17 protein-coding genes and 3 pseudogenes are annotated in these 25,580 nt (G+C 40.7%); 8 read left to right on the top strand and 12 right to left on the bottom strand.

Annotation, left to right across the window (positions count from 1 at the left end; all coding sequences use genetic code 11):
• Nucleotides 1-57: 57 nt before the first annotated feature.
• The 8 genes and pseudogenes from BQ9893_RS19985 to BQ9893_RS19945 all read left to right on the top strand — a co-directional run.
• A complete protein-coding gene (locus BQ9893_RS19985) occupies nucleotides 58-1,029 on the top strand; it encodes a toprim domain-containing protein (protein WP_032944028.1) in 972 nt (323 codons plus the stop codon).
• Nucleotides 1,030-1,263: 234 nt separating this feature from the next.
• A pseudogene (gene mobV / locus BQ9893_RS19980) lies at nucleotides 1,264-2,570 on the top strand (MobV family relaxase).
• A gap of 327 nt (nucleotides 2,571-2,897) precedes the next feature.
• On the top strand, nucleotides 2,898-4,910 hold the full coding sequence (locus BQ9893_RS19970; protein ID WP_009018055.1) for an ATP-dependent DNA helicase: 2,013 nt from the start codon (nucleotides 2,898-2,900) through the stop codon (nucleotides 4,908-4,910).
• 13 nt (nucleotides 4,911-4,923) lie between these two features.
• Nucleotides 4,924-7,452 carry a tetratricopeptide repeat protein gene (locus tag BQ9893_RS19965; RefSeq protein ID WP_075967676.1) on the top strand — a complete coding sequence of 843 codons (2,529 nt, stop codon included), beginning with the start codon at nucleotides 4,924-4,926 and terminating at the stop codon, nucleotides 7,450-7,452.
• Between the two features lie 212 nt (nucleotides 7,453-7,664).
• On the top strand, nucleotides 7,665-8,024 hold the full coding sequence (locus BQ9893_RS19960; protein ID WP_244155225.1) for a sigma-70 family RNA polymerase sigma factor: 360 nt from the start codon (nucleotides 7,665-7,667) through the stop codon (nucleotides 8,022-8,024).
• A gap of 102 nt (nucleotides 8,025-8,126) precedes the next feature.
• On the top strand, nucleotides 8,127-8,765 hold the full coding sequence (locus tag BQ9893_RS19955; RefSeq protein ID WP_075967675.1) for a recombinase family protein: 639 nt from the start codon (nucleotides 8,127-8,129) through the stop codon (nucleotides 8,763-8,765).
• A gap of 275 nt (nucleotides 8,766-9,040) precedes the next feature.
• Nucleotides 9,041-9,385 (top strand): annotated as a pseudogene (locus tag BQ9893_RS22285) (plasmid mobilization protein).
• A 4-nt stretch (nucleotides 9,386-9,389) separates the two neighbouring features.
• A pseudogene (locus BQ9893_RS19945) lies at nucleotides 9,390-9,530 on the top strand (relaxase/mobilization nuclease domain-containing protein); the annotation flags it as partial.
• Between the two features lie 125 nt (nucleotides 9,531-9,655).
• On the opposite strand, the gene BQ9893_RS19940 reads toward BQ9893_RS19945, so the two are convergent.
• The 12 genes from BQ9893_RS19940 to BQ9893_RS19890 all read right to left on the bottom strand — a co-directional run bounded on the left by BQ9893_RS19940 (nucleotide 9,656) and on the right by BQ9893_RS19890 (nucleotide 25,515).
• On the bottom strand, nucleotides 9,656-13,108 hold the full coding sequence (locus BQ9893_RS19940; protein WP_075967673.1) for a 3-keto-alpha-glucoside-1,2-lyase-like domain-containing protein: 3,453 nt from the start codon (nucleotides 13,106-13,108) through the stop codon (nucleotides 9,656-9,658).
• A 52-nt stretch (nucleotides 13,109-13,160) separates the two neighbouring features.
• Nucleotides 13,161-14,417 carry a Gfo/Idh/MocA family oxidoreductase gene (locus tag BQ9893_RS19935; protein WP_075967672.1) on the bottom strand — a complete coding sequence of 419 codons (1,257 nt, stop codon included), beginning with the start codon at nucleotides 14,415-14,417 and terminating at the stop codon, nucleotides 13,161-13,163.
• Nucleotides 14,418-14,651: 234 nt separating this feature from the next.
• Nucleotides 14,652-15,542 (bottom strand): sugar phosphate isomerase/epimerase family protein, encoded by an 891-nt coding sequence (locus BQ9893_RS19930; RefSeq protein ID WP_075967814.1) that lies wholly within the window; start codon nucleotides 15,540-15,542, stop codon nucleotides 14,652-14,654.
• A 111-nt stretch (nucleotides 15,543-15,653) separates the two neighbouring features.
• Complete coding sequence (locus BQ9893_RS19925) at nucleotides 15,654-17,447, bottom strand: RagB/SusD family nutrient uptake outer membrane protein (protein WP_075967671.1); 1,794 nt, start codon at nucleotides 17,445-17,447, stop codon at nucleotides 15,654-15,656.
• A gap of 18 nt (nucleotides 17,448-17,465) precedes the next feature.
• Nucleotides 17,466-20,984 carry a TonB-dependent receptor gene (locus BQ9893_RS19920; RefSeq protein ID WP_075967670.1) on the bottom strand — a complete coding sequence of 1,173 codons (3,519 nt, stop codon included), beginning with the start codon at nucleotides 20,982-20,984 and terminating at the stop codon, nucleotides 17,466-17,468.
• A gap of 107 nt (nucleotides 20,985-21,091) precedes the next feature.
• Nucleotides 21,092-21,601, bottom strand: coding sequence for a FecR family protein (locus BQ9893_RS22385; RefSeq protein ID WP_262497396.1), 510 nt, complete (start codon nucleotides 21,599-21,601; stop codon nucleotides 21,092-21,094).
• A complete protein-coding gene (locus BQ9893_RS22380) occupies nucleotides 21,529-22,059 on the bottom strand; it encodes a FecR domain-containing protein (protein WP_262497395.1) in 531 nt (176 codons plus the stop codon). Before BQ9893_RS22380 ends, BQ9893_RS22385 begins: the two co-directional genes overlap by 73 nt.
• 85 nt (nucleotides 22,060-22,144) lie before the next feature.
• On the bottom strand, nucleotides 22,145-22,303 hold the full coding sequence (locus BQ9893_RS21790; protein ID WP_167369895.1) for a hypothetical protein: 159 nt from the start codon (nucleotides 22,301-22,303) through the stop codon (nucleotides 22,145-22,147).
• 64 nt (nucleotides 22,304-22,367) lie between these two features.
• Nucleotides 22,368-23,114 (bottom strand): glycosyltransferase, encoded by a 747-nt coding sequence (locus BQ9893_RS19905; RefSeq protein WP_075967667.1) that lies wholly within the window; start codon nucleotides 23,112-23,114, stop codon nucleotides 22,368-22,370.
• Complete coding sequence (gene lepB / locus BQ9893_RS19900; RefSeq protein WP_075967666.1) at nucleotides 23,111-23,626, bottom strand: signal peptidase I; 516 nt, start codon at nucleotides 23,624-23,626, stop codon at nucleotides 23,111-23,113. Before lepB ends, BQ9893_RS19905 begins: the two co-directional genes overlap by 4 nt.
• Before the next feature lie 21 nt (nucleotides 23,627-23,647).
• Nucleotides 23,648-24,526 (bottom strand): DUF1573 domain-containing protein, encoded by an 879-nt coding sequence (locus tag BQ9893_RS19895; RefSeq protein ID WP_075967665.1) that lies wholly within the window; start codon nucleotides 24,524-24,526, stop codon nucleotides 23,648-23,650.
• Nucleotides 24,523-25,515 carry an NHL repeat-containing protein gene (locus BQ9893_RS19890; RefSeq protein WP_075967664.1) on the bottom strand — a complete coding sequence of 331 codons (993 nt, stop codon included), beginning with the start codon at nucleotides 25,513-25,515 and terminating at the stop codon, nucleotides 24,523-24,525. The genes BQ9893_RS19895 and BQ9893_RS19890 overlap by 4 nt, the downstream gene beginning before the upstream one ends.
• Nucleotides 25,516-25,580 lie beyond the last annotated feature (65 nt).

The raw sequence follows: 25,580 nt of genomic DNA, 5'->3' as shown, positions 1-25,580 counted from the left end.
TACATCAACAGTTCATCAAATCAACAAATTTTCATCAACTTCAAAACCGTATGTAATATGACAATCCAAGATGTAAAGCAAATCAAACTGGCAGACTATCTGCAAAGTCTGGGCTATACGCCTGTAAAGCAACAAGGCAGGAACCTGTGGTACAAATCACCGTTACGGGAAGAAACGGACGCATCGTTCAAGGTAAACACCGAGCTTGAAAAATGGTACGACTTCGGCATCGGCAAAGGCGGTAATATCATTGCATTGGCAGCGGAACTCTACCATTCGGGAGATGTAGCCTATCTGCTGAAACGCATAGAGGAGCGGACAGCATACATCCGCCCTGCATCGTTCTCTTTTGGCAGACAGCATTCCGACAATCAGCCTTATCAGGGATTAAGGGTTGGTGAGTTGTCCTCTCCTGCTCTTATCGCCTATCTGCAAGAAAGGGGAATAAACATCGGACTTGCCAAAAGAGAATGCAGGGAGCTTCGGTTTATGAATGCCGACAAACCCTATTTTGCCATCGGCTTTCCGAACATGGCAGGAGGATATGAAGTGCGCAACAGATACTTCAAGGGATGTGTCGCCCCGAAAGACATCACCCATATCCGACAGCAGGGCGGACAACGATGTATGTGTTACCTGTTTGAGGGGTTCATGGATTACCTTTCATTCCTTACCATCCGAGTAGAAAACAATCCGCAACACCCGCGATTGGACACACAGGACTATATCATATTGAACTCCGTTTCCAATCTTGCAAAAGCGGAAAGCATATTGGAGACCTACACCCAAGTCGGCTGTTTCCTTGACAACGACACGGCAGGACGGAACACCTGCACGAAACTGAAAGAGAAGTTTGGGGAACGCCTGCTTGACAAGTCAATGTACTATCGTGAGTATAAGGACTTGAACGACTACCTGTGCGGTAAGCCCTTGTCCCAATCGGCAGAGCCGATAAAGGAGAAGAAGCAAGTCCAATTCGCAAGGCGGATGATGCAGCCACCGAAAAAGAAAGGGGGATTTCATCTGTAATATGCACGTTCGCTTTCCCAAAGGTATTTAGACAGAAATACCATAGCTTAATAGGGCGTTTTCTTCACGCATTACTCCGTAACGCTAAAAACACCCTATCGAGCCAAAGGGAAATCCCTTTGGAAACCCTGTGCAAACGAGTGCAGCAAGGACTCATTTGCATAATAAACCCTGTGAACCGATGCCACAGGCAGAGAGAAGAAACATAACGATAACCGCAAAAATAGAAATAATATGGGATATTTTTCATTGGACATAAAGAAAGCAAAGGGGACATCGGACACCACGCAGTCCGACCATATAGAGAGAAAGATAATACCTAAAAACGCAGACCCGACAAGAACACATCTGAACAGGGTGCTTGTCGAATACCCCGATGGCGTTCACGGCAGGGATGAAGCGATTGCCCACAGGCTGAACACGGCAGGCATCAGCGGAAAATCACACACGACCAAGTCCGTGTTGTCCGGGTGGTTTTATCGGGTACGCACGAGGACATGATGAACATACAGGAAAAAGGAAAGCTTGATGAATGGTGCAACGACAGCATCCAATGGCTTCAAGCCACATTTGGCAAAGACAATGTGGTTGCTGCCCATCTGCACATGGACGAGAAGACTCCACACATCCACGCAGCCGTTGTTCCCATCGTAATAGGTGAAAGGCGCAAAGCCAAGAAAGAACAGACGGACGGCAAGCGCAAGTACCGCAAGAAAACAAATTCCGTCCGTTTGTGTGCCGATGACCTGTTCAACCGCCAGACCTTGATTGCCTACCACGACAATTACGCAAGGGTGATGACGAAATACGGATTGCAACGTGGGGTACGGGGCTCGGAAGCACGGCACACTACCACCATGCAGTATTATCGGGACTTGAAAAAGAAGAATGAAACCCTTGAAACCGAAACCAGACTATTGCAGGAGAAGAAGACCAAAGCGCAGGAGGAGTTGAGACAGGTAAAAGCGGAAATCCGCACCGACAAGTTCAAAAGCGCAGCCACCGATACGGCAACCGCCCTTGCAAGCAGTGTGGGTTCTCTTTTCGGAAGTGGAAAGATGAAATCGTTGGAACGTAGGAACGAGGACTTGCAAGACCGCATCCTTGAACTTGAAGACGAAGCCCGACAACGGGAACGGCAACAAGCCGAACAGATACAGGAGATAAGAAACGCTTACGAGCAACAGCACCGTAAGCTGTCGGAGTTTACAGATTTTGTCAGACGCTACTTTCCGTATGTGGAGAAGCTTATACCTGTGGTAAACTTCCTACGTGAACGTTTGGGTTTCAATGACGGAATAATCAGAAGACTGTGCGAGTTCAAGGAGGTCGGAATAAAAGGTAAACTCTATTCTTCCGAGTTTAACCGAAGTTTTGATACCCGACATTCTGTCTGCTCCATCAAACAGGATGAAAGCGGTAAATTCGATTTCAAGATAGACGGGGTTTCACATGTGAACTGGTTCAGAAAGAAGATGAATGAGTTTAGGGAAGCCATGGGAATACCTAAGCAGAAACAAGATAGAGGTATAAAACTATAAATCAAAGGAACGGCCGTAATAATCTGCCTGTATTGAGCGGATTATCACGGCTTTTTTATACTTTTGCAAATGGATTGAGACAACTCTGTCCAAAGACATATGAAAATAGAAGAAGCGTTATGCTCATCTTGTACTTGAAAACGTAGGAAATTTTCAATTAGATGCAAGGATAGCATAGTGGTTCTCACGCATATAGCGTGGGCTGCTATTGTTACATCTGCATCTATGGTTTCCTACGACCTTCAAGTAAAGAGTGTGGCATACAGTTCCACGCTTTTTAGTTTAGCCTTATGGTGACAAATATGAATAACATAAAATGGAATATAAATGATATTAACTGCACAACAGAAGCAAGCAATGATAATGATTGAAAAGTTCATTGCAGATAAAGATAGCCAAGTATTTATTTTGAAAGGATATGCAGGTACAGGTAAAACGACATTGATTCGTAGTATTGCAGATTATTTATCTACTCAATCTTTACATATTCAGTTAATGGCTCCGACCGGACGTGCTGCAAAAATATTACGTTCTAAATTACCAAATTATGGTGCTTCTACTATTCATAGGGGAATCTATAATTTTTCTCATCTAATAGTGGAAGAATCTGAAGGAACACTTAAATATATATTTCCACTTAAAGATAACCACGAGAGGTGTATTTATATTATTGACGAAGCCTCCATGATTAGTTCTCGTGAATCAAAGAATGAACTTTTCCAATTTGGTACAGGAGTATTAATAAAAGATTTACTTAGTTATGCAAGATTAAACTTCGGTGGAAAGGTAATTTTTGTTGGTGACCCTATGCAGTTGCCTCCCGTAGGTGATGATTGTTCTGTTGCATTAGATGAAACTTATTTTGATATACTAGAAATGAATGTATATTCTTATGAGCTCACAGACATTGTTCGTCAAGATAAGAATAGTTGTATTTTGGCTAATGCTACAATACTTCGTGAGTTGATTCGGAAAAAAGAACGAAATCGCCTTGTGTTCAAGAAAAAGGAACATGAAGTAATGGATATTGGAGCAATGGAAGTTGCTAAGAAATATTGTGAAGATCCAGAACAATCGTCTGCTATAGTTTGTTTCTCAAATCAACAAGCAGCTGATTATAATACGGCTATTCGTAATATAATATTTCCTGAAACGAATCATGTGGCGGTAGGAGATAAATTGATGGTAGTATGCAATAGCTACTATTATGATAAATGTGAATTATTGAATGGTGATATCATAACTGTAGTAGAAACATCAAATGATATTATCTCTCAGTCTGCACCTATTTGGACTGAAAAAAATGGGAGAAAAGTAAAAGAAATCATTACGCTTGATTTCAGAGAAATAAGTTTTCAAGTAGAAGATGGTAATATTTATAAACGCTATATTATTGATACATTACTCCAAAACAAGCGACCTTCACTGACAATTGACGAAATGAAGGCTCTTTATATCAATATGGTAATGCGTATGCGTACGGAGAAAGGATTGACTAATCCTAAATCTGAAGAATTTACTAAGGCAATGTGGGGAGACCCTTTCTACAATGCTCTTCATGTAAAGTACGGTTATGCTTTTACATGCCATAAATCACAGGGTGGTGAATGGAATACAGTTTATGTAGATTTTTCAAGACGCACAGGGCTTGATGTGGATAGCCTTCGTTGGAAATATACAGCGATAACTCGAGCTTCTAAGATGTTATGGTGTATTAATCTTCCTGATGTAACACCTATTACATCTCTTAAAATAACCCCTATCAATAAAACTGCAAAAACAGCTGTTAATGCTTTATCTTTTGATAATATAGAGGATACACCTTTTCATCCTTCATCAATATTACCTTCAGTAAAATGTAAATATTGGTCTGTTGTAAAGAATATGAATGGAACTCTATATTCAGTAAAGAACGTTATCTGTAAACCTTGGAGAGATATTTATGAAGTAAATACACCAACCGGTATAGTAAGAATTGATGCAATATATAATGGAGCAGGTCTGTTTACAAAATATGAAACAGATGCCAATGACACTGAGTTGTTGTTTTTCTTCCAGAATGATGAAAATATCAAATATAAAATAGACTATCATCCATCTTTGGAGTCATTAAAGATGCTACATAGTCGCATGATTTCTTTGTGTGATGAATGTGGTATCATATTAACAAATGTGGTGGAAGAACATTACCAACTCGTATATTATATGAAAGCTTCTGGTAATTATGCTGCTATAACTTTTTTCTTTAATGGGAAAGGGTTTATTAACTATGCTGCTCCACTTTCTGATATCGGAGAAGCTGATATTAAACTGTCACAACTCATAGAAAAATTAACATAATAGAAGAATACTAATGTCTGTAAAAGAAGTAACATTATTGCGTAAAAGTGGTAATCTAAAAGAAGCATATAAGATGGCCATAGATGATCTGAAAGAAGATAGGAATAACCCATGGGCACAAATGTCTCTCTTTTGGGTTCTGCGTGATATATGTCAGCAACTATGCAATAGAAACGCCATAGATAAAGCTAAAATTTGCTTGAAAGAGATGTCTTCATTACTTCCTACAATGGTGGATGATAGTGGCGCAGGAGAAAGAGCTTATACTAATTTGTATAAACGATTGCAACCTAACGCTGATGCTATTTCAAAAGCATCCGAGCTATCAAAAAATGATCCTTCAAATGCTTATGTTCAGGTAAAGAATTATATTGACTCTGCAAATGATGTAGATTCAGCTTTGCATGAAGAGTTAGGCTGGATAATTTATCGTTATATCAAGGCTAAAATTTCAAATTTGACATCGTTGGAAATAAGAACGTTGCTAAAAGACTATATGTATCTTAGGAATGAACGTCCTTCAATGCTTCATTCTCAAATATTGAACTTTGCTTTGAGTTTCTCAAAAGAACATTCTGATTTTAGTTTTTACCGTTTCTTTATGCTCTGGGAACCAGAAAATTTACGTTATGAAGATTTGAACAAGGGCTATTACAATGGTAGTGAAATTCCCTCGCTTATTTCTCGTATATGTCGTCAAATTGTAAATAGCGGCGAGGATATTGATGTCGAGATGCTGTGTGAAAAGATAAATCTCCCAAAAACAGAAACACTTGACCTGTTACGTGAACCGCAGTTTTGGGAAATTATGAATCTTCATAAAGAAGGTAAAATGCGTGAGATGTTTGAAGCTTTTACTGTCTATAATAAAAGAAACGCCGTTTATGGTGCTTCTCATTGGCATTCTGAAGTGTTGAAAATTGCAGAGCGTCACATGAATGGTCAAGAAACATGGAGATTTATTTACTTTTTTAGAGATTGGAGATATGAAAACCTCATGGATGCTGATTGGAAAGAAGAAACAGATAATAATGGTAACACTTATAAACCTTTGGCTGTTAAAGCAGCAAAGAAGTGTTATGAATATCTCAAAGAATCACACCCAAGAGATGCAGAACTAGTATCTTGGTTAGATTCATTGTATAATGTTCTTATTGAACGTGCTAAAAAAGATGAATGGATATTAAGACAACGAGCAATAATATATACATGGCAACAGCAATATGACCTTGCTATCAATGTGTACAAATCTTTATTACTTGAAATGAGTGAAAAATACTATGTATGGAGTGAATTGGCAGATTGTATACAAGATAGTAATGAATTAAAGATAGCATTGCTTTCTAAGGCTTTACTTGTTGAACGAAATGAAGATTTTCTCGGCTCTATTCATTTGACTTTAGCCGACCTGCTTATAAAGGAAGAGCTAACATCTGAAGCCTTATGCGAATTGAATATATATAAGAAATTTCATGAAAACACTTCCCGGAAATACCAAGAATATATTGAACGAGTCGACACATCAGTTATTCCGCCCAATAATAATAAGCTATTGTATAATAGATATGCCACCATTGCTGAAGAGTACGCTTTTTCAGAAATTGAAGCAAAAGAGGTTACGCTGGTGGATAGATGGGAAAAAGACGGAAAAACTTATTGCACTCTCACAAATGGGGTAGACGTTATATTTCAAGTGAATGTAAAGCGGTTTCCTTTTTTGACGAATGCGATATTTGGTTCTGTTTTTAGAGTAAAGTGTCATGTAGATAAAGAGGAAAAGCAAATTCAGACAAGTTGCTTCTCTTGGAATAAAACAAAAGTGACAGAAGCTAAATATATACCTCTTTGCATGCATAAGAGTGAAACAAGGCTATGGATGGGACTTCCCCAAAAGTTTGGATATGTAGAATATTTGAATGAAGAGAAGAAAATTCTACATATTGTAACGCAAGATTCCCAGCAAATATTTCAAGCTTTTAAAGAAAAATGGGGCACTATTTCAAAAGGGGATTTTGTCAGTTTCAGAGAATATACTATTATAAAAAAGAATGAAAACAAAGTAGTTATTGCTAATGTAGAAAAAGTAAATAAAGAAACTGCTTTACCGAATTTTAATTCTGGTATTGTGGTCGTTGACGATATAAACATACAAAAAAAATTATTCCATTACACTTTCGGTCAAGGAAAAATTGGAGGTATCGTATTCTTTAATGATACGGATCTTCGTCCCGAAGTAGGACAATGCTTGAAAATATTCTATTGTGTAACAAAAGACAGGAAAGGTGAAAAAAGGCCTATTGTACTTAATGTAGAAGAAACTGCAGAAATAAACACAAGTGCAATAAAGACAATTCAAGGTCACTTAGAATTAAAATATAAAAATGGTTCTTGGGATGATTCTCCTGATTTTGCATTTATTGGTGATTACTACGTTCATCATTCTGTTCTTTGTGAGTATAATATCACGAAAGACTGCTATGTTACTGCCGATGTTATATATGCTGGACAGGGTAAATGGAAAGTTATAAAAATACATCAATAGAATTATTTGACAAGAGACAAAATATATCCTATTTTTATTGCTTGCCAAATAATTTTTATACCTTTGCAATAATAAAGAGTTACTTGAATGCAATTCAAGGCAGAACATAGCATATGGCACAGTTGCTAATTCATTACCTCAAAATCGGGTAATTCTCCTAAAGTCTTTTGTATAAGGCACTAACAGAAGTTTTCCAGAATTACGAAAAATATTTGGAAGATTATCAGAATCTATTGAAAGGTGATGATTCTGTTATAAAGGAACTTTCTGTTAAGGATTTTTATCGTCATTTGTATGAATTACTGGAACACCTGCCAGCGCAGCGTCGTGAAGTTTTTATCCTTACTTATATAAAAGGGCTGACGGCTAAAGAAGTTGCGGAGCAGATCCAAATGCCGCAACGTACGGTGGAAAGTCATTTGTATTTGGCGCTCCGGTTTTTAAAGAGGCATATGTCCAGAAATGATTATTATATACTTTGTGCCGTTTTTCTTTCTATTAACTTGGTTACGTGTTTTTACAACAGAGACTTTACCAAGCATTACGATACAAAGATAGTAATTATAGATTGATTCGCGAATTTCTTTTTTGGATAGATCAGGAAATCATGCCGCCTTTGAAAGAGGTGGATAAGTGATTAAAACAATAGATAAGGAATAATAAAAGAAAAAGGGATGAATGTGGTTATTTATTCACGTGTAAGCTCGCAGTCGGCCAGGCAATCGACCGAACGGCAGGTCGTTGATCTGGAAAGGTTCGCAGCCGGACGGGGGTACGAGGTGACAGCGGTCTTTGAGGAAAAGATAAGCGGACGAAAGGCCAATATCGAACGTCCAGTGTTAAGCCGTTGCCTGGAATACTGCACAAATCCGCAGAACCGGGTGGATATGTTGTTGCTGACCGAGATCTCACGCCTGGGGCGTTCCACCCTGGAGATCCGAAAGGCACTCGATACGCTGCATACGCATAAGATATGTGTGTATATCCAAAATCTGAATCTGGAAACATTACGGCCGGACAAGACGGTAAATCCCTTGTCCTCTTTGATCACTACCCTATTGGGGGAACTGGCCGCAATTGAACGCCAGGGGATCATTGACCGCCTAAACAGCGGACGGGAGTTGTATATCCAGAAAGGGGGCAGGTTGGGACGGAGGCCGGGAAGCCGGAAAACGGACGAGCAGAGGAAAGAGGAATACCGGGAGGCGATCGCCTTGTTAAAGAAAGGCTATTCGGTTCGGAACGTGGCGAAGCTCACGGGAAAAGCTGTGTCAACAATACAACAAGTAAAAAAACACTTCATTAATAGCTAATTACCTGAATAAATATTTTTTTGCAACAAAAACGAGTATTTGCACGAAATGGTGGAGAAAATGAATCAACTCATGACTTTGACACAGCTATGTGTCGTGATCGGTTGATATGTAATGAAAACCGGTCATTATTACTGCAAAGTAATAGCAAGGTTATGTTTCCGGATTCTCGAAAACTCTTGCTCCCCGCGCTCGGCGGTTGCAGAGAGGGTAAATCTACTCCCGCCGGTCGCAGATTTTGAAATGAAAGAAGTACGGACGAAAAAGAAAAATATATGACAAAGGATATGAATGAGATGAAGAAAAAACGCGGCCGTCTGACATTGGGCAGGCCGCGTAAATTGACCAGAGGCGTGACAGTGAAGTTCTCCTCCGTCAGCTACGAGGCTCTCAGATTCAGGGCCAGAAAGTCCAGCCGGAGTCTAGCGGCCACCGTAACTGCAAGGCATACGCCTGAAGAGAACGCGCTACTGCGCAGCCTGGCGGGAATGGCGAACAACCTGGACTAGCTGACAAAGCTCTCGCATCAGACAAGCTTTTACAGGACAAGGCTGCTGATAGACGGGTTGCTGGGAAAGCTGAAACGGATCATAGACGATTATAGACCTGAAGGAGGATAGCGTCATGATAGGAAAGATCAGAAAAGACCACTCGTTCGGCGGCTGCATACGTTACGTGACGCAGAAGGACGACTCGAAAATCATCGCCTTGGAAGGCGTGCTGCTGGAAACGACGGAGGAGATGGTACGCAACTTCCGGTGGCAATCAAAGAAATCTTCAAAAGATCACAGCTTGAAGAAAATTTACTGACTTTTATAGGCGATGATGAACAAAGAAGGTGCATCGTTCATTACGACACACCTTCACTCTACTACATAGTAAAGGGAGCGTTATTTCAACTCTTTAATACGAATATTGCGGAACTTGACAGGAGAACCATGGCCCAAGAAACCAATATGTCCCTTCTTATTGAACAGGCCCGGATGTTCCTTATGGTCGGCAGTACCGTTCTTTGTCGCCTCGCGGATATTACCTTCCATGATGACCACCCCGTTGACCGTTACCTTGATGTTATCGCCATCGGCCACAATTTCTTCATAATTCCATTCACCCGCAGGTTTGAATGCGCTATGATGGTCCGCCTTAGCCGGGATAATTCCATAAACGGAACCGTGATGCTGCAAAGGAGTAATATCCTTATAAATCGGATGTTCACAATCCAGAATCTGGATTTCCATACCGACATAAGCGGCATCCCCTTCCATCGGGGTACGGATACCGACACCGTTATTAGCACCCGGCGTCAACTGGAATTCGAAACGGTATACGAAGTTGCCATACTCGTCTTTCGTATACAAGTTTCCACCGTAGCTCTTGCTCGGTATCATAGAAATGCAACCGTCTTCCAGAGTATAATCGACTGTGTTACCTGTCCATTCATGCATATTCGTACCGTCGAACAGAACCTTGAAACCTTCCTTCTCTTCTTCAGCCGACAGTTTGAACGGTTCCTTACGTTCCAGTTCTTTTACATAAATATTCCGGTAATAGACCTTGCTGCCATGAGCCTGCAATTCAATCTGCTCGATCGGGAAGATCGGAAGTTTACGATCCCAATAGTTCTCCAGGATCACATCATCCACGACTTTCTCTCCGTTCAGCACGACCGTCACACGGTCACCGACCATCTTGATATAGAAACTGTTCCATTCACCCAGCTTATTATCCGCCACTTTCGACGGCTTGCTTTCGTTCACCTGGTTGTTGTATAATCCACCGGAACCGACTTGTGCTCCCACGTTGACACGCGAAGTATCCCAGATCTGCACCTGAGGTGTACCACGCAAGTAAATACCGGCATCCGCTTCAGGACCGGCTGGATCAAGCATCCAGTCTACATACATTTCGAAATCTCCGTATTGCTTTTCCGTGCACAGATTGTCGCCCTTGCCATTGAATATCAGCATACCGTCTTCCACACTCCAACCTTTACGCATGACTTCATCGGCTTTTGCCTGCTCTTTGGCCAACTGTGCCGGCTTCATCTTCGCACGGGCAATCGGGTTTTGCACCAGGCCTTTCCAGCCGGTCAAATCCTTGCCATTGAACAAAGAAACGAATCCTTCGCCTTGCGGCATCTCTGCCAGATGTTTCTTGATTGCTTCCCTTTGATAGCCGGCATCCGGATTGTCGAGCACTTCCATCACCTTATTCAACAGGGTACGGACATTCGCCCCCATATACTCCTTATTACCCAAAGCAATATTCATGACTGCATTGGCGGCAGCCTGTTGTACAGGTTTCTGATCCAGAAATTCGCCGGCATACAACATGCCCAAGAACGTTCCGGTATTTTCTATCTGTTGCAGGATTGCGATCTTTTGTGCATCTGTTTTGGCAATTTCCATTGCCTTACGTAAGCTTAACAGACGGTTTTCACCTGTAAATGCAGGATTGGACACCAGTTTCACATAGGTAGTGAGAGCCGGGTCGAAATAATTGGAGGATGGGTTTTCCTTGCAGATCGTGTATAATTCGTCTGCCACCTCAATACCTTTCCAGTTCAGCAGGGCTTCGAAGGCTGCATCCCTTTTGACACCCGTATTGGAACGGAAACCTTTTACGACCGTCGCCAGCGCATCCGGTTGTCCGGTAGAAGCCAACACCAGATAATACAAATAATCTTTATTGCCGGCCTGCAACATACGACGTGTCACCGTTTCGACCCGGTCGGCTGCCGAAAGAGAAGACAATGCCGAAATAACAGCCCGTTGCATAGGAGGAACAGCCAATGCGTCTGCCGTTTCCAGCATACCACACATATTGGTTATATCACGTTCTCCCACCACATCCTTCAAAGCCACATAAGCCGCGGCTTTCACTTCTGGAGAGCCTATCTGTATCTGATCAAGTACGGTATTGATATTGGCAGTAGCCTTGCGCATGGCCAACAATTCCAATCCTGCTATTTTTCCCGCATTGGCAGCAGAAGAGACAGCTTTCGCCACTGCCCCGTCAATATCTCCCGGGAAGGCGGCCAAAGCATCCTGTCCCAGCAAGACAACTTGCTTGTCATCGCTCTTCAGTAATTCGGCCAATGAAGGGATATAGGACTTATCGCCGATCTTTACCAATGTCCAAGCAGCAGCCTGCTTCACATCGAAGTTCGCATCACCGAGCTGCTCCAACAGGATTTGCTTGGCAGGAAGATCGAAACGTATTTCCAGATTCTGGATAATGTCGTGTTTGGCAGATTTCTTGGCCTCACGTCCGATCCAGTTCAGGATATCTATTTTCAGTTCCGGTTTGACTTTCGGAACCATTTTCATCAATTCGATATACAGCTCCTTATCTGCAAAATCAGAAGCGTAGCTCAAAGCTGCGTTCCGGTAGTTCTTGCTCGGATCTTTCATGGCTGCGATGATCATCTTGGATACTTTGGCCGGTTCCTCGGCTGCTAACAGTATCTGCAAGGCTGCTTCCCGCGTCTGCTCCTGTCCGGCTTTAGCCGCTGCTTTCTGCAATTTCTTTGCAGCTTTCATCACCGCATCACGATCACTCTGGACCAATCGTTTCAGCAAAGCGATATAGGCTTCGTTGGCACCAGTCACTTCCATCGTGTAACCGGCATTTTCGGCTGCTTGCGCCAAGACCGGCAAAGAGGTAGAACCTCCGACACAACTCAAGGCATACAAAACCTCTTTCTGCATATTCGGATCGGCTGCTCCCTGCAATGTCAACAGGAGCGTTTCCGCCTCTTTCACCCGGGCATCGGCAATCGCACGAATCACATCCTTTTGTGTTTTGGAAGAACCGGAACGCATCTTCAAGGCTGCAACCAATGCCTGCCCTGCCTTTTCGCTACCGTTGGCAGCCAGTGCCCGGGCAGCGGGACCGCTCAACGCCTCGTCATTCAGGTAAGAAGCCAATACTTCTATGCATTCATCTTTTCCCAACATCTGAAGTTGGCGGATAATGAATGCTTTCGTTTCTCGCTCGTTTACCATTTCCAAAGCTTTCAGATAAGCCTTCGCAGTCACTAACCGGGCATTCTCCTCCCCTTTCGCCATGACATAATGCGTAAGACCGCTCAAAGCATAGTCGACATTTGCGTTACTGCCTTTGCCCGGAGCATTTATCATGTTTACCAGCATCAGAACACCTTCTTCGCCGGTAGAACTCAAATCACCAATCAATTTATTGTACGCCGCTTGTTTCGCCGCAGGCATCTGAGCCAACACATCGGCTGCGGTCGTTTTGGCCGTACGGTTGGCCGGAGTCTGCGCCATCAGCATGCTTCCGCAAAGCAACAGGGCAGCTATTGAAATATATGCTTTTCTCATATTATTATCTATTTATGTAATTGTCAATTGTTAATTATCAATTGTCAATTCGTTATATATTCCAGGGTGCTCTCATCGGCTGGTCCAGCAAACGATTTGCAGCCTCGTCGTCAATAAATTCAAGTTTTACAGGATCGAAATTCAGCGTCCGGTTCAAACGCAGAGCCACTGCTCCCATATTGACAATAGTAGCCGAACGGAAACCATTCTTTTCGTTCAGGGCGAAAGGCTGGCGTGTCTTCACACATTCTATAAAGTCCGTAACCTGAGGTTCGGGTTCGGGGAAATCGGCAAGTTTCCTCTCCCAATCGGGAATATCGCATACAAAATTTTTATATACATTACCCTTCGGTCCGGCAATATACGGCGTATTCGGATCACCGAAGTCCCCCCCCCAAAGGACAATCTGACAACCATCGTCATACGTGTAGGTAATGGAACGCCAAGTACCGACAGCATCCGGATGCTGTTGCGGGGCATCAACCTCCACTTTAATAGGACTGGTATCGTCTTTACCTAGTATATATTGTACGGGGTCGATGTAATGCTGCCCCATGTCTCCGAGCCCTCCACCGTCATAATCCCAGTATCCGCGGAAAGTCTGGTGTACGCGATGCAGGTTATAAGGCTTGTAAGGAGCCGGGCCGAGCCACATGTCGTAGTCCAACTCTGCCGGAACCGGTTGCGGTTCGAGATATTCTTTTCCTACCCAGAAAAACTTCCAGTTGAAACCGGTATGCGCACTGATCGTCACCTTCAACGGCCATCCCAACAATCCGCTTTGCACCAGCTTCTTCAACGGTTTGACAGGAGTGCCCAGTCCATAGAACTGGTCTGTAAAACGGAACCATGTATTCAGGCGGAACATACGTCCGTATTGCTGTACGGCCTCCATCACACGCTTTCCTTCACCGATCGTACGCGTCATCGGCTTTTCACACCAGATGTCTTTCCCGGCTTTAGCGGCCTCGACAGACATGATACCATGCCAATGAGGTGGAGTGGCGATGTGCACAATATCGACATTCGGGTCCAGAATCAAATCGCGGAAATCATGATAAGCGGCTATTTTTTCCTTCACCAGTTTCTTTCCCAATTCAAGGTGATTTTTATCAACGTCACAAACGGCAACCAAACGTGTACCGGCATAATTGACATGGCCTCTTCCCATCCCTCCGGTACCAATAATACCTTTAGTCAATTGATCACTCGGAGCGATATACCCATTTCCCAATACGTGACGCGGCACAATCGAAAAGAGCGCAACCCCTCCAAGGGTTTTCAGAAAACCTCTTCTGTTTGTTCTCATAGTAAAAAATAATTTATATAGATTAGCGTAACTATTTAGTCAATATCAAGAAGTCTAATTGTAAAAAATCAACACATTACATAATTGAAAAACTAAACTTTAGCCTATAAGTTAACTAAAAAAAATCGTACCGAAGTAAAGTTTATAAGCTAGTGATAATGATTGACTGGATAGTTACAGATTATCATCCGATTATTAATTGTTTAAAAATATAAATAACATCTGATAAAGACATTAATTATCTAATAATCCTTGCAAATATTCACGTGTTTTTATCACATAATCATGTCTTGCACCATTCAATTCACATTCAATAGTCAATGCTCCCTGAAATCCTTGCTTCTTCAGTTCTGCGATGACAGCCGGAAAATTCACCTCTCCGGTAGGAATGGGTACTTCAGCTCCCAATTCATACGGATTGTTCGGGTCCGGATATCTACCATCTTTAGCATGGAATTCCTTAATGAGGCTGCCGAACTGCTTCACAGCATCCAGAGAATTCGCTTTTCCATACATCAATAAATTAGCCAAGTCGCAATTGATAAACACATTACCTGTAGCAATGTCTTTAATGGCACGAATCAAAGTCGTCGGCGTTTCCTGTCCGGTTTCAAAATAGATCATCACACCGCGCTGCTTGGCATAATTCGCCAAATCCTGCATGACCTTGATAAAATCTTTATATTGTTCGGAAGAGGGATCTTCCGGTATAAAACCGAAATGAGAGTGCATAGCGGGAATTTCCGCCATTGCACAGAAATCAATCATTTCATGATATACTTTAATTTTTTCTGCCCGTTCTTCTTTTGGCACCAGACCAATCGTAGCTGGCCCTTGGCGGAAATTCCAAACACAATGGCTTCCGGGCACACCGACAACCGTTGTTACCTTTATATTATGTTTCTTGGAGGCCGCCTTTACTTTTTCAGCAAAATCTTTTGTAAACTTGTTTTTCTGATAATTAAGTTCACAAGAACCAAATCCCTGATCATGCAGATCCTTAAAGCTTTTATCTACATCGCCCAAGTCATATTGGATAACCCCAATCGTTATCTTTTCCTGAGCCATCATTTCGGAGCACACAAACAGCAATGCCAAAATCAATAAAGATAATTTAGTATTCATCATCTGATATAGATTAAGTTATAAATAAAGAAAACTAAAAAGAGGGACAACCAAAGGGTTGTAAGTCTTTTTGGCCTCCCTCTTTATTTATGAAAAAATAAAAGTAATAATTTATTCCATTGTCGGATTAAAAGTTCCGCCCCAATTATTGTTCTGTTCGAGATTCGGATTTTGGTCGATGTTACTTTTCTGAATTGGGAAAAAATAGAAAGACTCTTCAATCACGAACTCACGTTCAGCTGCTTCCGTATAAGGTACTTGACGAATCACATAACGAAAATCACCGGTAGTCAACTCATTATTATTAATTTTGGCTCTGGCAGTATTCAGATCCATATCCGTACCATCCGGATTGATAGCAATCGCTTCAAGTCCATGTTTAGTCCAGCCAGCCAATTTCATCATATTACGTGTACGACGCAAGTCCCAAAAACGATGCCCTTCAAAACACAATTCAATATTACGTTCATCCAAAATAGCCTGACGAATCTCTTCACGATTACCGACTTTCAATCCATAAAGTCCATCGTTCCCAGCCTCGATTCCGGCACGTTTACGAATCTGCTTTAACATTTCAACTGCAGTTTCCGAATGTCCGGTTTCATTAGCAGCTTCGGCATAGATAAACATCACTTCAGCAAAACGCATCAGGATATAATCAATATCATACGTCATCACTTTATCCTGAGTCAATGTTAAATCTGCAGCTTTGTAAATATAAAAACCTGAGAAAATATCATTGTTCACGGCATTCGTATGTGCATTCGGATTTACACCATATTGATCATCAGGACTACTGATACCCAAAGCATTATATTGCCTATAATTCGCAGACTTTCCAGCTACTGGATATTCCCGACCATTATATAAACAGACATTATTGAAACGCGGATCACGATTCTGCCAGAAAGATTTCAGTAAAGCCTGTTCGTCTCCAACATAATATTTACTACTCGGATCATCATATTGTTTTCCATCCAACATAGGAAAGCTTTTTACAAACTCCCAAGTCGGGTTACTATAAGATTTGTCACGGCTGACAGAAGCAGGACGGGTCGTGTACTCCCATGCTGAAGTCTTATTCGGATTCGAATTCACTACCGGAAAAACAACCTCCGGTCCTTGTTCCTGTATCCAAATATCTGAATAATTCGGAGTTAAAGCGATACCTTTAGCCACACAATAATCATAAGCTTCTTTTGCTGCCACATAGGCTTCCTCCCAATAAACATTACCATATGGATTGTTCGGATTGAACTGTGGAGAAGCTTTCAACAACAAAGTTTTTGCTTTCCATGCTTTGGCAAAACACTGGTCGATACGTCCGTACTCAGCAGAACTTCCAGCAATCTTCTCAGGCAATAATGTGATGGCATGATCCAAATCTTCAACCATAAACTGGAAACACTCTGGAGTAGAGTTACGTTTTACACATAAATCATCCATATCCTTGTCTTGAGGAACCTTTATATAAGGAACACCGCCATGATGCAAAACCATCCAATAATACATATAGGCACGCATGAAATAAGCCTGGCCCAACAAGCCATTAGCCGTTTTGCTATCCAATGCACCTTCTTCCAAACGTTTGATAGCCTCGTTAATATGGCGAATCGTCGTGTAATCCCACTTTTTATAAGCACTACCTGTTTCTGTAATAGTACCCAAATACCATGGCATACCTGTCACTTGTTCTGAGTTATTGTCTGCACCAGCACTCCAGTTTCCAAAGCACTCCGAATAAAGATTGTTCACATACGCCGTAGCCAAGTTAACGTCATCCCAAACCATCGACTCATCGTAACTATTCAAGTTGTCAATATCTAATGTATCACAACCGGTTGCCATTCCTCCCAATACGAAAGCTGCACTTATTATGGCATATTTGATTTTATTCATTTTCATATTCTTTCTGATTTAAAATTAGAATGAGAAATTAAGACCAAAAGAAAATGTTCTCATCAACGGATAGGAATCATAATATTTTTGTTCCGGATCCAAAAATTCCGTTACATCCGAAATACAGAACAAGTTTGTTGCATTGGCAAATACTTGTGCGTGCGTAAGTCCCAACGGACGAAGAATCGCTTTCGGCAAATCATAGCCGATATTCAAATTCTTCAAACGCAAGTATGCCCCATTACGCATCCAGTAACTTGTATTTCCTGCACCTGATTCATACCAACCATTCCCTACAATGCGTGGATAAACACCATTCGGATTCAAATCTGGATCATAGACTTTATCACTTGTCCAAATTGGGAAATAAGGACGAACGGCACCACCATGCTGATAGAAACCACCATCAACTCCACCGACAAAACGATCATATTTGCCAACACCCTGAAAATGCACGTCTACCGTGATACCTTTCCACTTAATATTACCTCCAAAACCATAATTAATACGCGGTGTTCCATTTTCACTCAACAAGTTATACGCATCATTTCCATCAATACGTCCATCAGGACCTTCCGTATAACCATCTCCACGAGTATCTTTATACAAAATACCACCCAAATATGGATCACGACCATACTGTTTAAACCCCTTCGCTTTCAAGGCTTCAACTTCAGCTGGATCGGTCAACAAATGATCAGCAATCAAACCGGTCAAAATACCGTCAGCCTTTCCTACCGGTGACAATGCATGTAACGCTCCACCTTCCTGATAAGTAGCTGAAACATCCAAGACATCCCACTTGTCGCGAGCAAAACCTAAATTCACGTATGCAGAATAATCGATCTCACCATTAGCAGCCTTATCCATCCAAGTCAGAGCGATTTCACCTCCTCGCCAAGAACGTTCAGCGTAGTTTTCTGGAGCTAATGTTTGCCCATATGTATTAGGGATTGTCACGGTGCGTGCTCCCAAAATATCGGTTTCTTTACGATAGAATGCATCGACTGTACCAGATAGTCGGTTATTGAAGAAACCGAAATCCAAACCACCATTAACAGTCTTAGATGTAGCCCATGTTAAAGCCAAGTTCGGCGTAGCACCAGGCGTAATCGTATTAGCTAAATTGTTACCAAACACATAATTTCCCCCCTTATTATATTTCTGTAGATAAGAGAATGCTGCTATTTCTTCATCATTCACATCCAAGTCATTACCTGTTGTTCCATACGATGCACGCAGCTTTAAATTACTCAACCAATCGGTCGTATTTTCCATAAAAGATTCTTCACTTAAACGCCATGCAGCCGATACAGAAGGGAAAAAGCCCCAACGATGCCCATCGGGGAACAAAGTGTTACCATCATAACGGAAAGAGAACTCGGCTATATATTTTTGATCGAATGTATAATTAAAACGACCAATCCATGAAAGACGTCCACCGGTATATTCTTCAGCGTTACCCCAACGACGTTCGGCATCGCTCGAATAATTAAACATCTGGTCTAAGTTGGAAAGTGGTTGTTCCCCTTTAGCCTGTATCCATTCCCCTCCGTTAGAAGCCTGTTCGAATACAACCATCGCGTTAACATCATGTTTACCAAATGTATTGGCATAGTTCACAAACCAATTGAACTGCTCGGTCCACAATTGTTTAGCACGATAGTCCAAGTTTTCATAATTTTGAGAGAAGTTGAACGTATTGAACTCATTCAAATTTAAAGGAGCCGGCAAGAAACGATTTCCTTCAGGATCTGCCTGCTGAAATTTGTAGTTCTTCTGGAAAGTCATGAAACGTTTCCGATTGTAGTCATGTCCAATATAGCTACCCATGATCTTTGTACTCAATCCTTTCGTAATGAAATCCAAGTTAAAATCGAACGAAACGATCCCATTCATATTGCGCCGACGAGTTTTCAGATAACGGTTACCGACAACCTGATCTACAGGATTCCACCCTTGCCATGAACCATAATCCTGATAAATCGGATAATCTGTAATTGTAGCAGAAGGTGTCCCGTCCAAATTAGAGTAGAACGGCGTTGTCTTCATAGCATTGAATGTACAACGGTATAAATCATACACAGCTTGATCGTCGTCATCCGAGAATGGCCAATAGAAACGCTTGTCATTAGACTGATTTGCATCCAAATTGACATTCATCTTGATATATTTGCTCAATTCTACCGTTAAATTCGAGCGCAAAGAAAATTTCTTATTTTCCAACGATACATAAGAGCCTTCTTCTGCCAAGAAAGACCCCATTACATAATATTGCACTTTCTCGCTTCCGCCTGTCACACTCAAAGAATGTTTTGTGTTCCAAGGATTCTGCCAAATATAATCGTTTACATTATAATTGATGTTGTTGTCACGGAAGTAAGCATATTCCGCCTCACCGTTCGGCTCTTTCGTGCCTTGAAAACGGGCTACAGCATTTTGGTAATCCAAATCATCAATAGCCGTCCATCTATCCGCAAACAGTTCTTGGGTAGGTTTGCTAAAAGCATAGGATCCCTGATAATTAAACACAGGTTTCTGATTCTTAACACCTCCTTTTGTCGTGACCAACACAACCCCATTACCAGCTGCCGATCCATAAATAGAAGCGGACGCGGCATCTTTCAGGAAGCTCATCTGATCTATTTCATACGGTTCCAAATTATCAAAAGCCTCTTTATCACGGATAACACCATCGATAACGAACAACGGATCGCCGAATCCACCACGCATACGGATCTCAGAAGAAGCTCCCATCAGACCAGAATTACCGGTAATAGTTGCTCCAGGAGCACGTCCAGCCAATGAATTGGACAAGTTAGTATTAGGAATCACCGACAGTTCTTCCGACTTCACATTCGAAATGGATCCTGTCATATTTACTTTTTTCTGCACACCGTACCCAACCACAACAACCTCGTCCAATTTCTGAGTATCTTCATGCAAGGTAATCTGGTATGTATTTTTATCTTTCGTCACTAAAATTTCTTGATCCAAATATCCGATATAAGAGATAAGCAAAGTCGCTCCATCCGGAATCTCTTCCAATGTAAATTCTCCGTCAATATTCGTTATCGTACCGACTCCAGCCCCACCTTTCAGGACAATATTTGCACCAATGACCGGCAAACCGGTATCGTCGACAATAACACCTGATATTTTTTTCTTCTGCTGTTGGAGTGCTGTCACAACAGGTTCGGAATGAACACTCCTTTGAGAATTATCATCCTTCAGAAATACACGATTATTTACTATTTTATAAGAGATCCCTGTATTCTTAAATACCTCTTTCAGAACATTTTCTATATGTTCATTTTTAAGATTAACAGAGACTTTGGAGATTTTCTTATTTAATAAAGTCTCATCATAAGAAAATTCATACCCAGTTTGTTCACTAATACTTCGTATGACGGTACCGACTGTCGTTTGATTCAAGGCCAGTTCCAGATTCACATACAAAGAATGCGCATCGCTTGTCGCCATAGCGGGCGATGCAGCTGACAAAAACATTGCTAATGTAGCAATTGATGCATTTTTAATCATACATGTGATTCAATAATGTTAGTACTAAGTTTTTAAGTTTATAGTTTTCTTTTGTTGTGTGTGTTACTTTTCTAATCTGTCATTTCATCATAGGCATTCATTTTTTATTATTCATATATAAAGATTTCTTTCCCCTCTATCCGATATTGGATGGGAGCTAAATATTTCAAGAGTTTCAAGATGTCAGGCAAGCTTTCATCTTCATTGATCACACATCGGAACTTACGCTGGGCAAGCTTCGTTGATTCTAAATTTATGTTTACATTAAATTTTACGGAGAGTTGGTTAACTATTTCCCTCAACGTGACATTTTCGAAGACAAACTGGTTCAGTCGCCACGCCGTACATACATTCACATCCACAACCTCTGTGGCATATTCGTTCTTATTGTTGTCATATGTCACCTTTTCTCCCGGTGACATATCTAAAATGGGGTTCCACTGCTTATCGAGTAAAGCGACTTTACCTCTTGCTAAAACGGTTTCTACGTTTTGGTGTTTCTCGTCTGTTTTTACATTGAAAGCGGTTCCAAGAACCCTAATATTCACATAATTCGTCGAAACATATAGAGGGAACTGGGCATTCTTTGCAACGTCAAAGAATGCTTCTCCTTGCAAGGAGAAGCATTCTTTGCAACGTCAAAGAATGCTTCTCCTTGCAAGGAGAGTTTGCGACCGCCTTCGGCAAAAGTCTCCGGAATCTTCAATGAAGAACCGGCCTTTAACCAAATAGTAGAACCATCTGCAAGCACGATTTTTTTCACATCTTTCCCTTGTTCCACCCTAATCGTTACATAATTGTCCGGCTTCAGATAGCCCCATCCCACATAAGAAAAAGATACAAGTAACAAGATTACGGCTGCATATCTCATCACAGAGCAAAATATTTGAAATTGCCTTCTACTATTTATCCTGGCATTCAATCCATTCAATGCCTTTTCGATATGCTCAGGCGTATTATATTGAGTGAACTTCCACGAAACGCGAAGTTTCATCAATTTAGAGAAAGCTTCCTCATTATCAATTGATAATTCACGCCATTCTTCCACCTGTTTCATTTCTTCAGGAGAAAGCATGCCTGTCAAATATTTTGCTAAAAGTCTATAATCAAAATCCATTTTTATTTCCTATTACCTATACTAAACGAACAACTCGGGAAAACTACTGAGCTAAAAGGAAACTTTTTTCAATTATTGTATTTCCCAATATTTTCAGTTCCCTTCCGTCTGTTTCATTCAAGCCGTTCGACGAATAAAACAGACGGTTTGGAATGCTTTTATGGATCATCGGGAAAGCGTTCAATTGTACATTCCGTTTCATGACTCGGGATGCTGAACAAGAACATACAAACAGTATTACAAAAATTAAACAATCTCTTATAATCTTATTTTTTAGGTAATACGCCAAATTTATATTTCCATCTTTCACTGCTTTTCATATATAAACTCCGTAAAAGTTCCTTCCAACAAATTTCAAAGCCAAATACCGAAAAACAGACAGCCTCTCTAAGCTTCACCGGAACCTCCTGCATGATCAAATCCGGATGATGACATGCCTTGTAAACGAACTCCAAATCAAACAGATATGTATTTATACAAGTAGAAAGGAAAACAGTACGTCCTTTGCGGCTAAACCCTTTCAAACCGGCTTGCGTATCCGAATAGTTCATTTGCAATAAATAACGATTGCAGCCACGAACAAATCGGGAGATTAAACGACGAGAAAACGGCAAACAATCATAATAGGTCTTATCCCGAGTCGATACAACCACATCTACTCCCCGCTGTAACATTTCCAATACCCTTGACATAGAAGCAAGCGTATAAGGGAAGTCGTGATCCGTATAAAGGATATAATCAGAATTACACGCAGACACGGCTTTACGCAAGGCAAAACCTTTTCCATGATTGACCGAATAACTTAAAATATGGACTTCCGGTATGTTTTGCCGGATATAATTGATAACATTTTCTTCAACACCTCTTGTCGAACCGTCATTTACTAAATACAGATGAATATCAACATGTTTCCACAATGCATTCAGTTCCTTGTATTTCGAGACAACGGTTAACTCCCAACCTTTATCCGGGTTATAAACAGGTAGTATTAAATCTATGTCCGTTTTCATCATTCTATTCTTTTTAATATGCGCTTTTTATCTTTTACAGAAAACAATACCCGACTGATCCTGCCGACAATCAACCCCTCAGGTATTTCCCCGAAAAAGCGACTGTCCACTGAGTTACTGCTATTGTCTCCCATCATATAGTACCAGTTTATGCCTTCTCGCCTTGTTATTCGGATTACCCGCTTTACCAAAAGCATATTCCGGTTTTCAGGACTACGAAAAACAACGATATCATTTTCTTGCGGTTCTCGCCATCCCACCATACGTCCCAAATTCCAATTGTTTTTCAAATCCTTCTCACGCAAAAACGTAATCCAGGTGAAAACATTCAACAAAGGAATATCGGCAAAACGGTCAGGTAACACAGGCCCGTATGAGGCTTTGTCTACCCAAACCCAATCACCGGTACATAGAGTCGGCTCCATACTTTCGGATGGGATGTAGCAAGGTTCACCCAGGAAGAGGCGAATCAACACACAAGTAAATAGACAAAGACATGTATACGTTTTTATCATCTTTGGTACATATTTATTTTTTTACTGAACACTCCCTTTGATTTCCAAAAAGATCGGATCATCCGTATTACAACGGATAGAAATCGTTTCTGAAAAAGAGCCTGCATATTCCTTTACAACTTTAACCGTTACAAGAATCTCTTCATTTGTCAATGCAGTCCGTTGATCGTATGTTGCACGAGTACATCCGCAAGAAGTCTGCATCTCAAATAGGGTCAATGGATTTCGTCCCGTGTTCTTCAGCAGAAATGAGACTTCTTTCTCCATTCCTTTATCGATCTTTCCCAAATCAATTACAGGACGCGCAACTGTTACCTGTGTCTTATTTTCTATAAAAGACAACAATTCACGGTCATCCGTCATATACGCCACATATTTATCACGGATTTCCAAATCAAACATTGGATTTCCGATTTCCAATATATGATTTTCCTTGTCTAACAAAAACGTATGATTTCGGTCTCCTTCCCGAATATTATTCAATCGACTCAACTCTTCACTTCTGTTCAAACAAACTGGGTAATCAAAATTTTCATGTTTCAGGCGAAACCCTACTTTCTTATAATCGCTCAAATTATAAAAAAACATAAACGCCACTTTTCCCCCTGACAACGTATCTATATAAGAAATGAAATCTTTCCATTCCTGAAGTTTCAATTTACATTCTGTACATCCCGTTGAATCCACATAAACTACTACTTTATATTCAACATTTTCCGGCATCCGATAATCTATCGTGTCTTTCAAAAAACGAGTATATACTATATCCTTCGGAAACAGCATTTCTCTCCCAATATGGTCGTGTACAATACGTTTATTTTGTTTATCATGTTCTTTTCTTCCACATGACATACAAAATAAAAGTAATAGTAACATGCCGACTGTTCTTGTTGCATTCATTCTCTAACTAATAATTCAACCCGTGCTTCTTTCCGATTGTATGCATAAATACTATCTTGATTGACACAGATATGTAAATAATTCGTTCCGGGTAATTGGAGGATTTCCTTTTTTTTCAATATCGGAGATAATTCTATTTTTAGTATCTCATTCGAAAGAACTTCTCCAGAAGAGCCTGTTCCAAACAACAACACATATAAGTAATTGCCATCCACATAAGCATCTGATACTATCTTTGTGTAACTATTCAACTTCCGTATATTTTCATTCTTAATTAGATCTTTTTTTATATAATCTATATCTGAAAAGTCCAAACTATCAACCATTTGTTTACTTTTCAAATCATAAATTTCCACTATAGGAATATTATCTGAGACAGTTATACATTTATCCTCAAAATTCAGAAGATGCCTACTATTCCGTATTCGGTTAGGCAGCTCTTCTCCAAAATCCTTTCTCTTTCCACAATGTGATTCTGTACCTATCCGCATATTCACCTCTAAAAACAATCCTTCCTTTTCTGCGGTTGAAACATATAAACATGAATCATCCACAAAAAAACGATATGGCATATAAATACGATCATTCAACAAGGCATACTTACCACGAAATTCACCTTTTTGATCAAAACACAAAGCAGCGCTATGTCCCATGTCAAAAACATACAAAAAACTATCTTCTAACGCAATAGACTCTATACTCACAAAATCTCTAGGACCTGGCCCCTGCCTTCCTATAAATCTATTAAGGATAAAATATTGATTCGTTTCTATTACTTGAGACAAATATTGATCCGAAATATAAAGCCGATTCTCATAAAATTGTAAATCTCGCACTTTGGATAAAAATATTGAATCACCCCAACCTTCTACAAACGAAAGTTGTTTATACTTTACAGTTTCCAACTGCAATTGTCTTTCTTTTTGACAAGAAATTAATGACAAAAAAAATATGACAGTTAATATGATATTACTTAATTTTAGATTCATAATTTTTTATTTTATAAACCGTGGACAAATTGCAAGCAAATTCATCCACGATCTAAGTTAAAACA

It is taken from the genome of Parabacteroides massiliensis, assembly GCF_900155425.1.
GTDB lineage: Bacteria > Bacteroidota > Bacteroidia > Bacteroidales > Tannerellaceae > Parabacteroides > Parabacteroides massiliensis.
Note: the sequence above shows the minus strand (reverse complement) of the source record. Positions and strands in the feature narration are given on the sequence as shown.

Excerpts from the sequence above, each read along its gene's own strand:
- BQ9893_RS19890 (WP_075967664.1), bottom strand. The coding sequence starts at position 25,515 with ATGAATCTAAAATTAAGTAATATCATATTAACTGTCATATTTTTTTTG.
- BQ9893_RS19935 (WP_075967672.1), bottom strand. The coding sequence starts at position 14,417 with ATGAGAACAAACAGAAGAGGTTTTCTGAAAACCCTTGGAGGGGTTGCG.
- BQ9893_RS19955 (WP_075967675.1), top strand. The coding sequence starts at position 8,127 with ATGAATGTGGTTATTTATTCACGTGTAAGCTCGCAGTCGGCCAGGCAA.
- BQ9893_RS19895 (WP_075967665.1), bottom strand. The coding sequence starts at position 24,526 with ATGAATGCAACAAGAACAGTCGGCATGTTACTATTACTTTTATTTTGT.
- BQ9893_RS22380 (WP_262497395.1), bottom strand. The coding sequence starts at position 22,059 with ATGCTTTCTCCTGAAGAAATGAAACAGGTGGAAGAATGGCGTGAATTA.
- BQ9893_RS19940 (WP_075967673.1), bottom strand. The coding sequence starts at position 13,108 with ATGAGAAAAGCATATATTTCAATAGCTGCCCTGTTGCTTTGCGGAAGC.
- BQ9893_RS19965 (WP_075967676.1), top strand. The coding sequence starts at position 4,924 with ATGTCTGTAAAAGAAGTAACATTATTGCGTAAAAGTGGTAATCTAAAA.
- BQ9893_RS19970 (WP_009018055.1), top strand. The coding sequence starts at position 2,898 with ATGATATTAACTGCACAACAGAAGCAAGCAATGATAATGATTGAAAAG.
- BQ9893_RS19905 (WP_075967667.1), bottom strand. The coding sequence starts at position 23,114 with ATGATGAAAACGGACATAGATTTAATACTACCTGTTTATAACCCGGAT.
- BQ9893_RS19925 (WP_075967671.1), bottom strand. The coding sequence starts at position 17,447 with ATGAAAATGAATAAAATCAAATATGCCATAATAAGTGCAGCTTTCGTA.
- BQ9893_RS19930 (WP_075967814.1), bottom strand. The coding sequence starts at position 15,542 with ATGAATACTAAATTATCTTTATTGATTTTGGCATTGCTGTTTGTGTGC.
- BQ9893_RS19920 (WP_075967670.1), bottom strand. The coding sequence starts at position 20,984 with ATGATTAAAAATGCATCAATTGCTACATTAGCAATGTTTTTGTCAGCT.
- BQ9893_RS19985 (WP_032944028.1), top strand. The coding sequence starts at position 58 with ATGACAATCCAAGATGTAAAGCAAATCAAACTGGCAGACTATCTGCAA.
- lepB (WP_075967666.1), bottom strand. The coding sequence starts at position 23,626 with ATGATAAAAACGTATACATGTCTTTGTCTATTTACTTGTGTGTTGATT.
- BQ9893_RS21790 (WP_167369895.1), bottom strand. The coding sequence starts at position 22,303 with ATGAAACGGAATGTACAATTGAACGCTTTCCCGATGATCCATAAAAGC.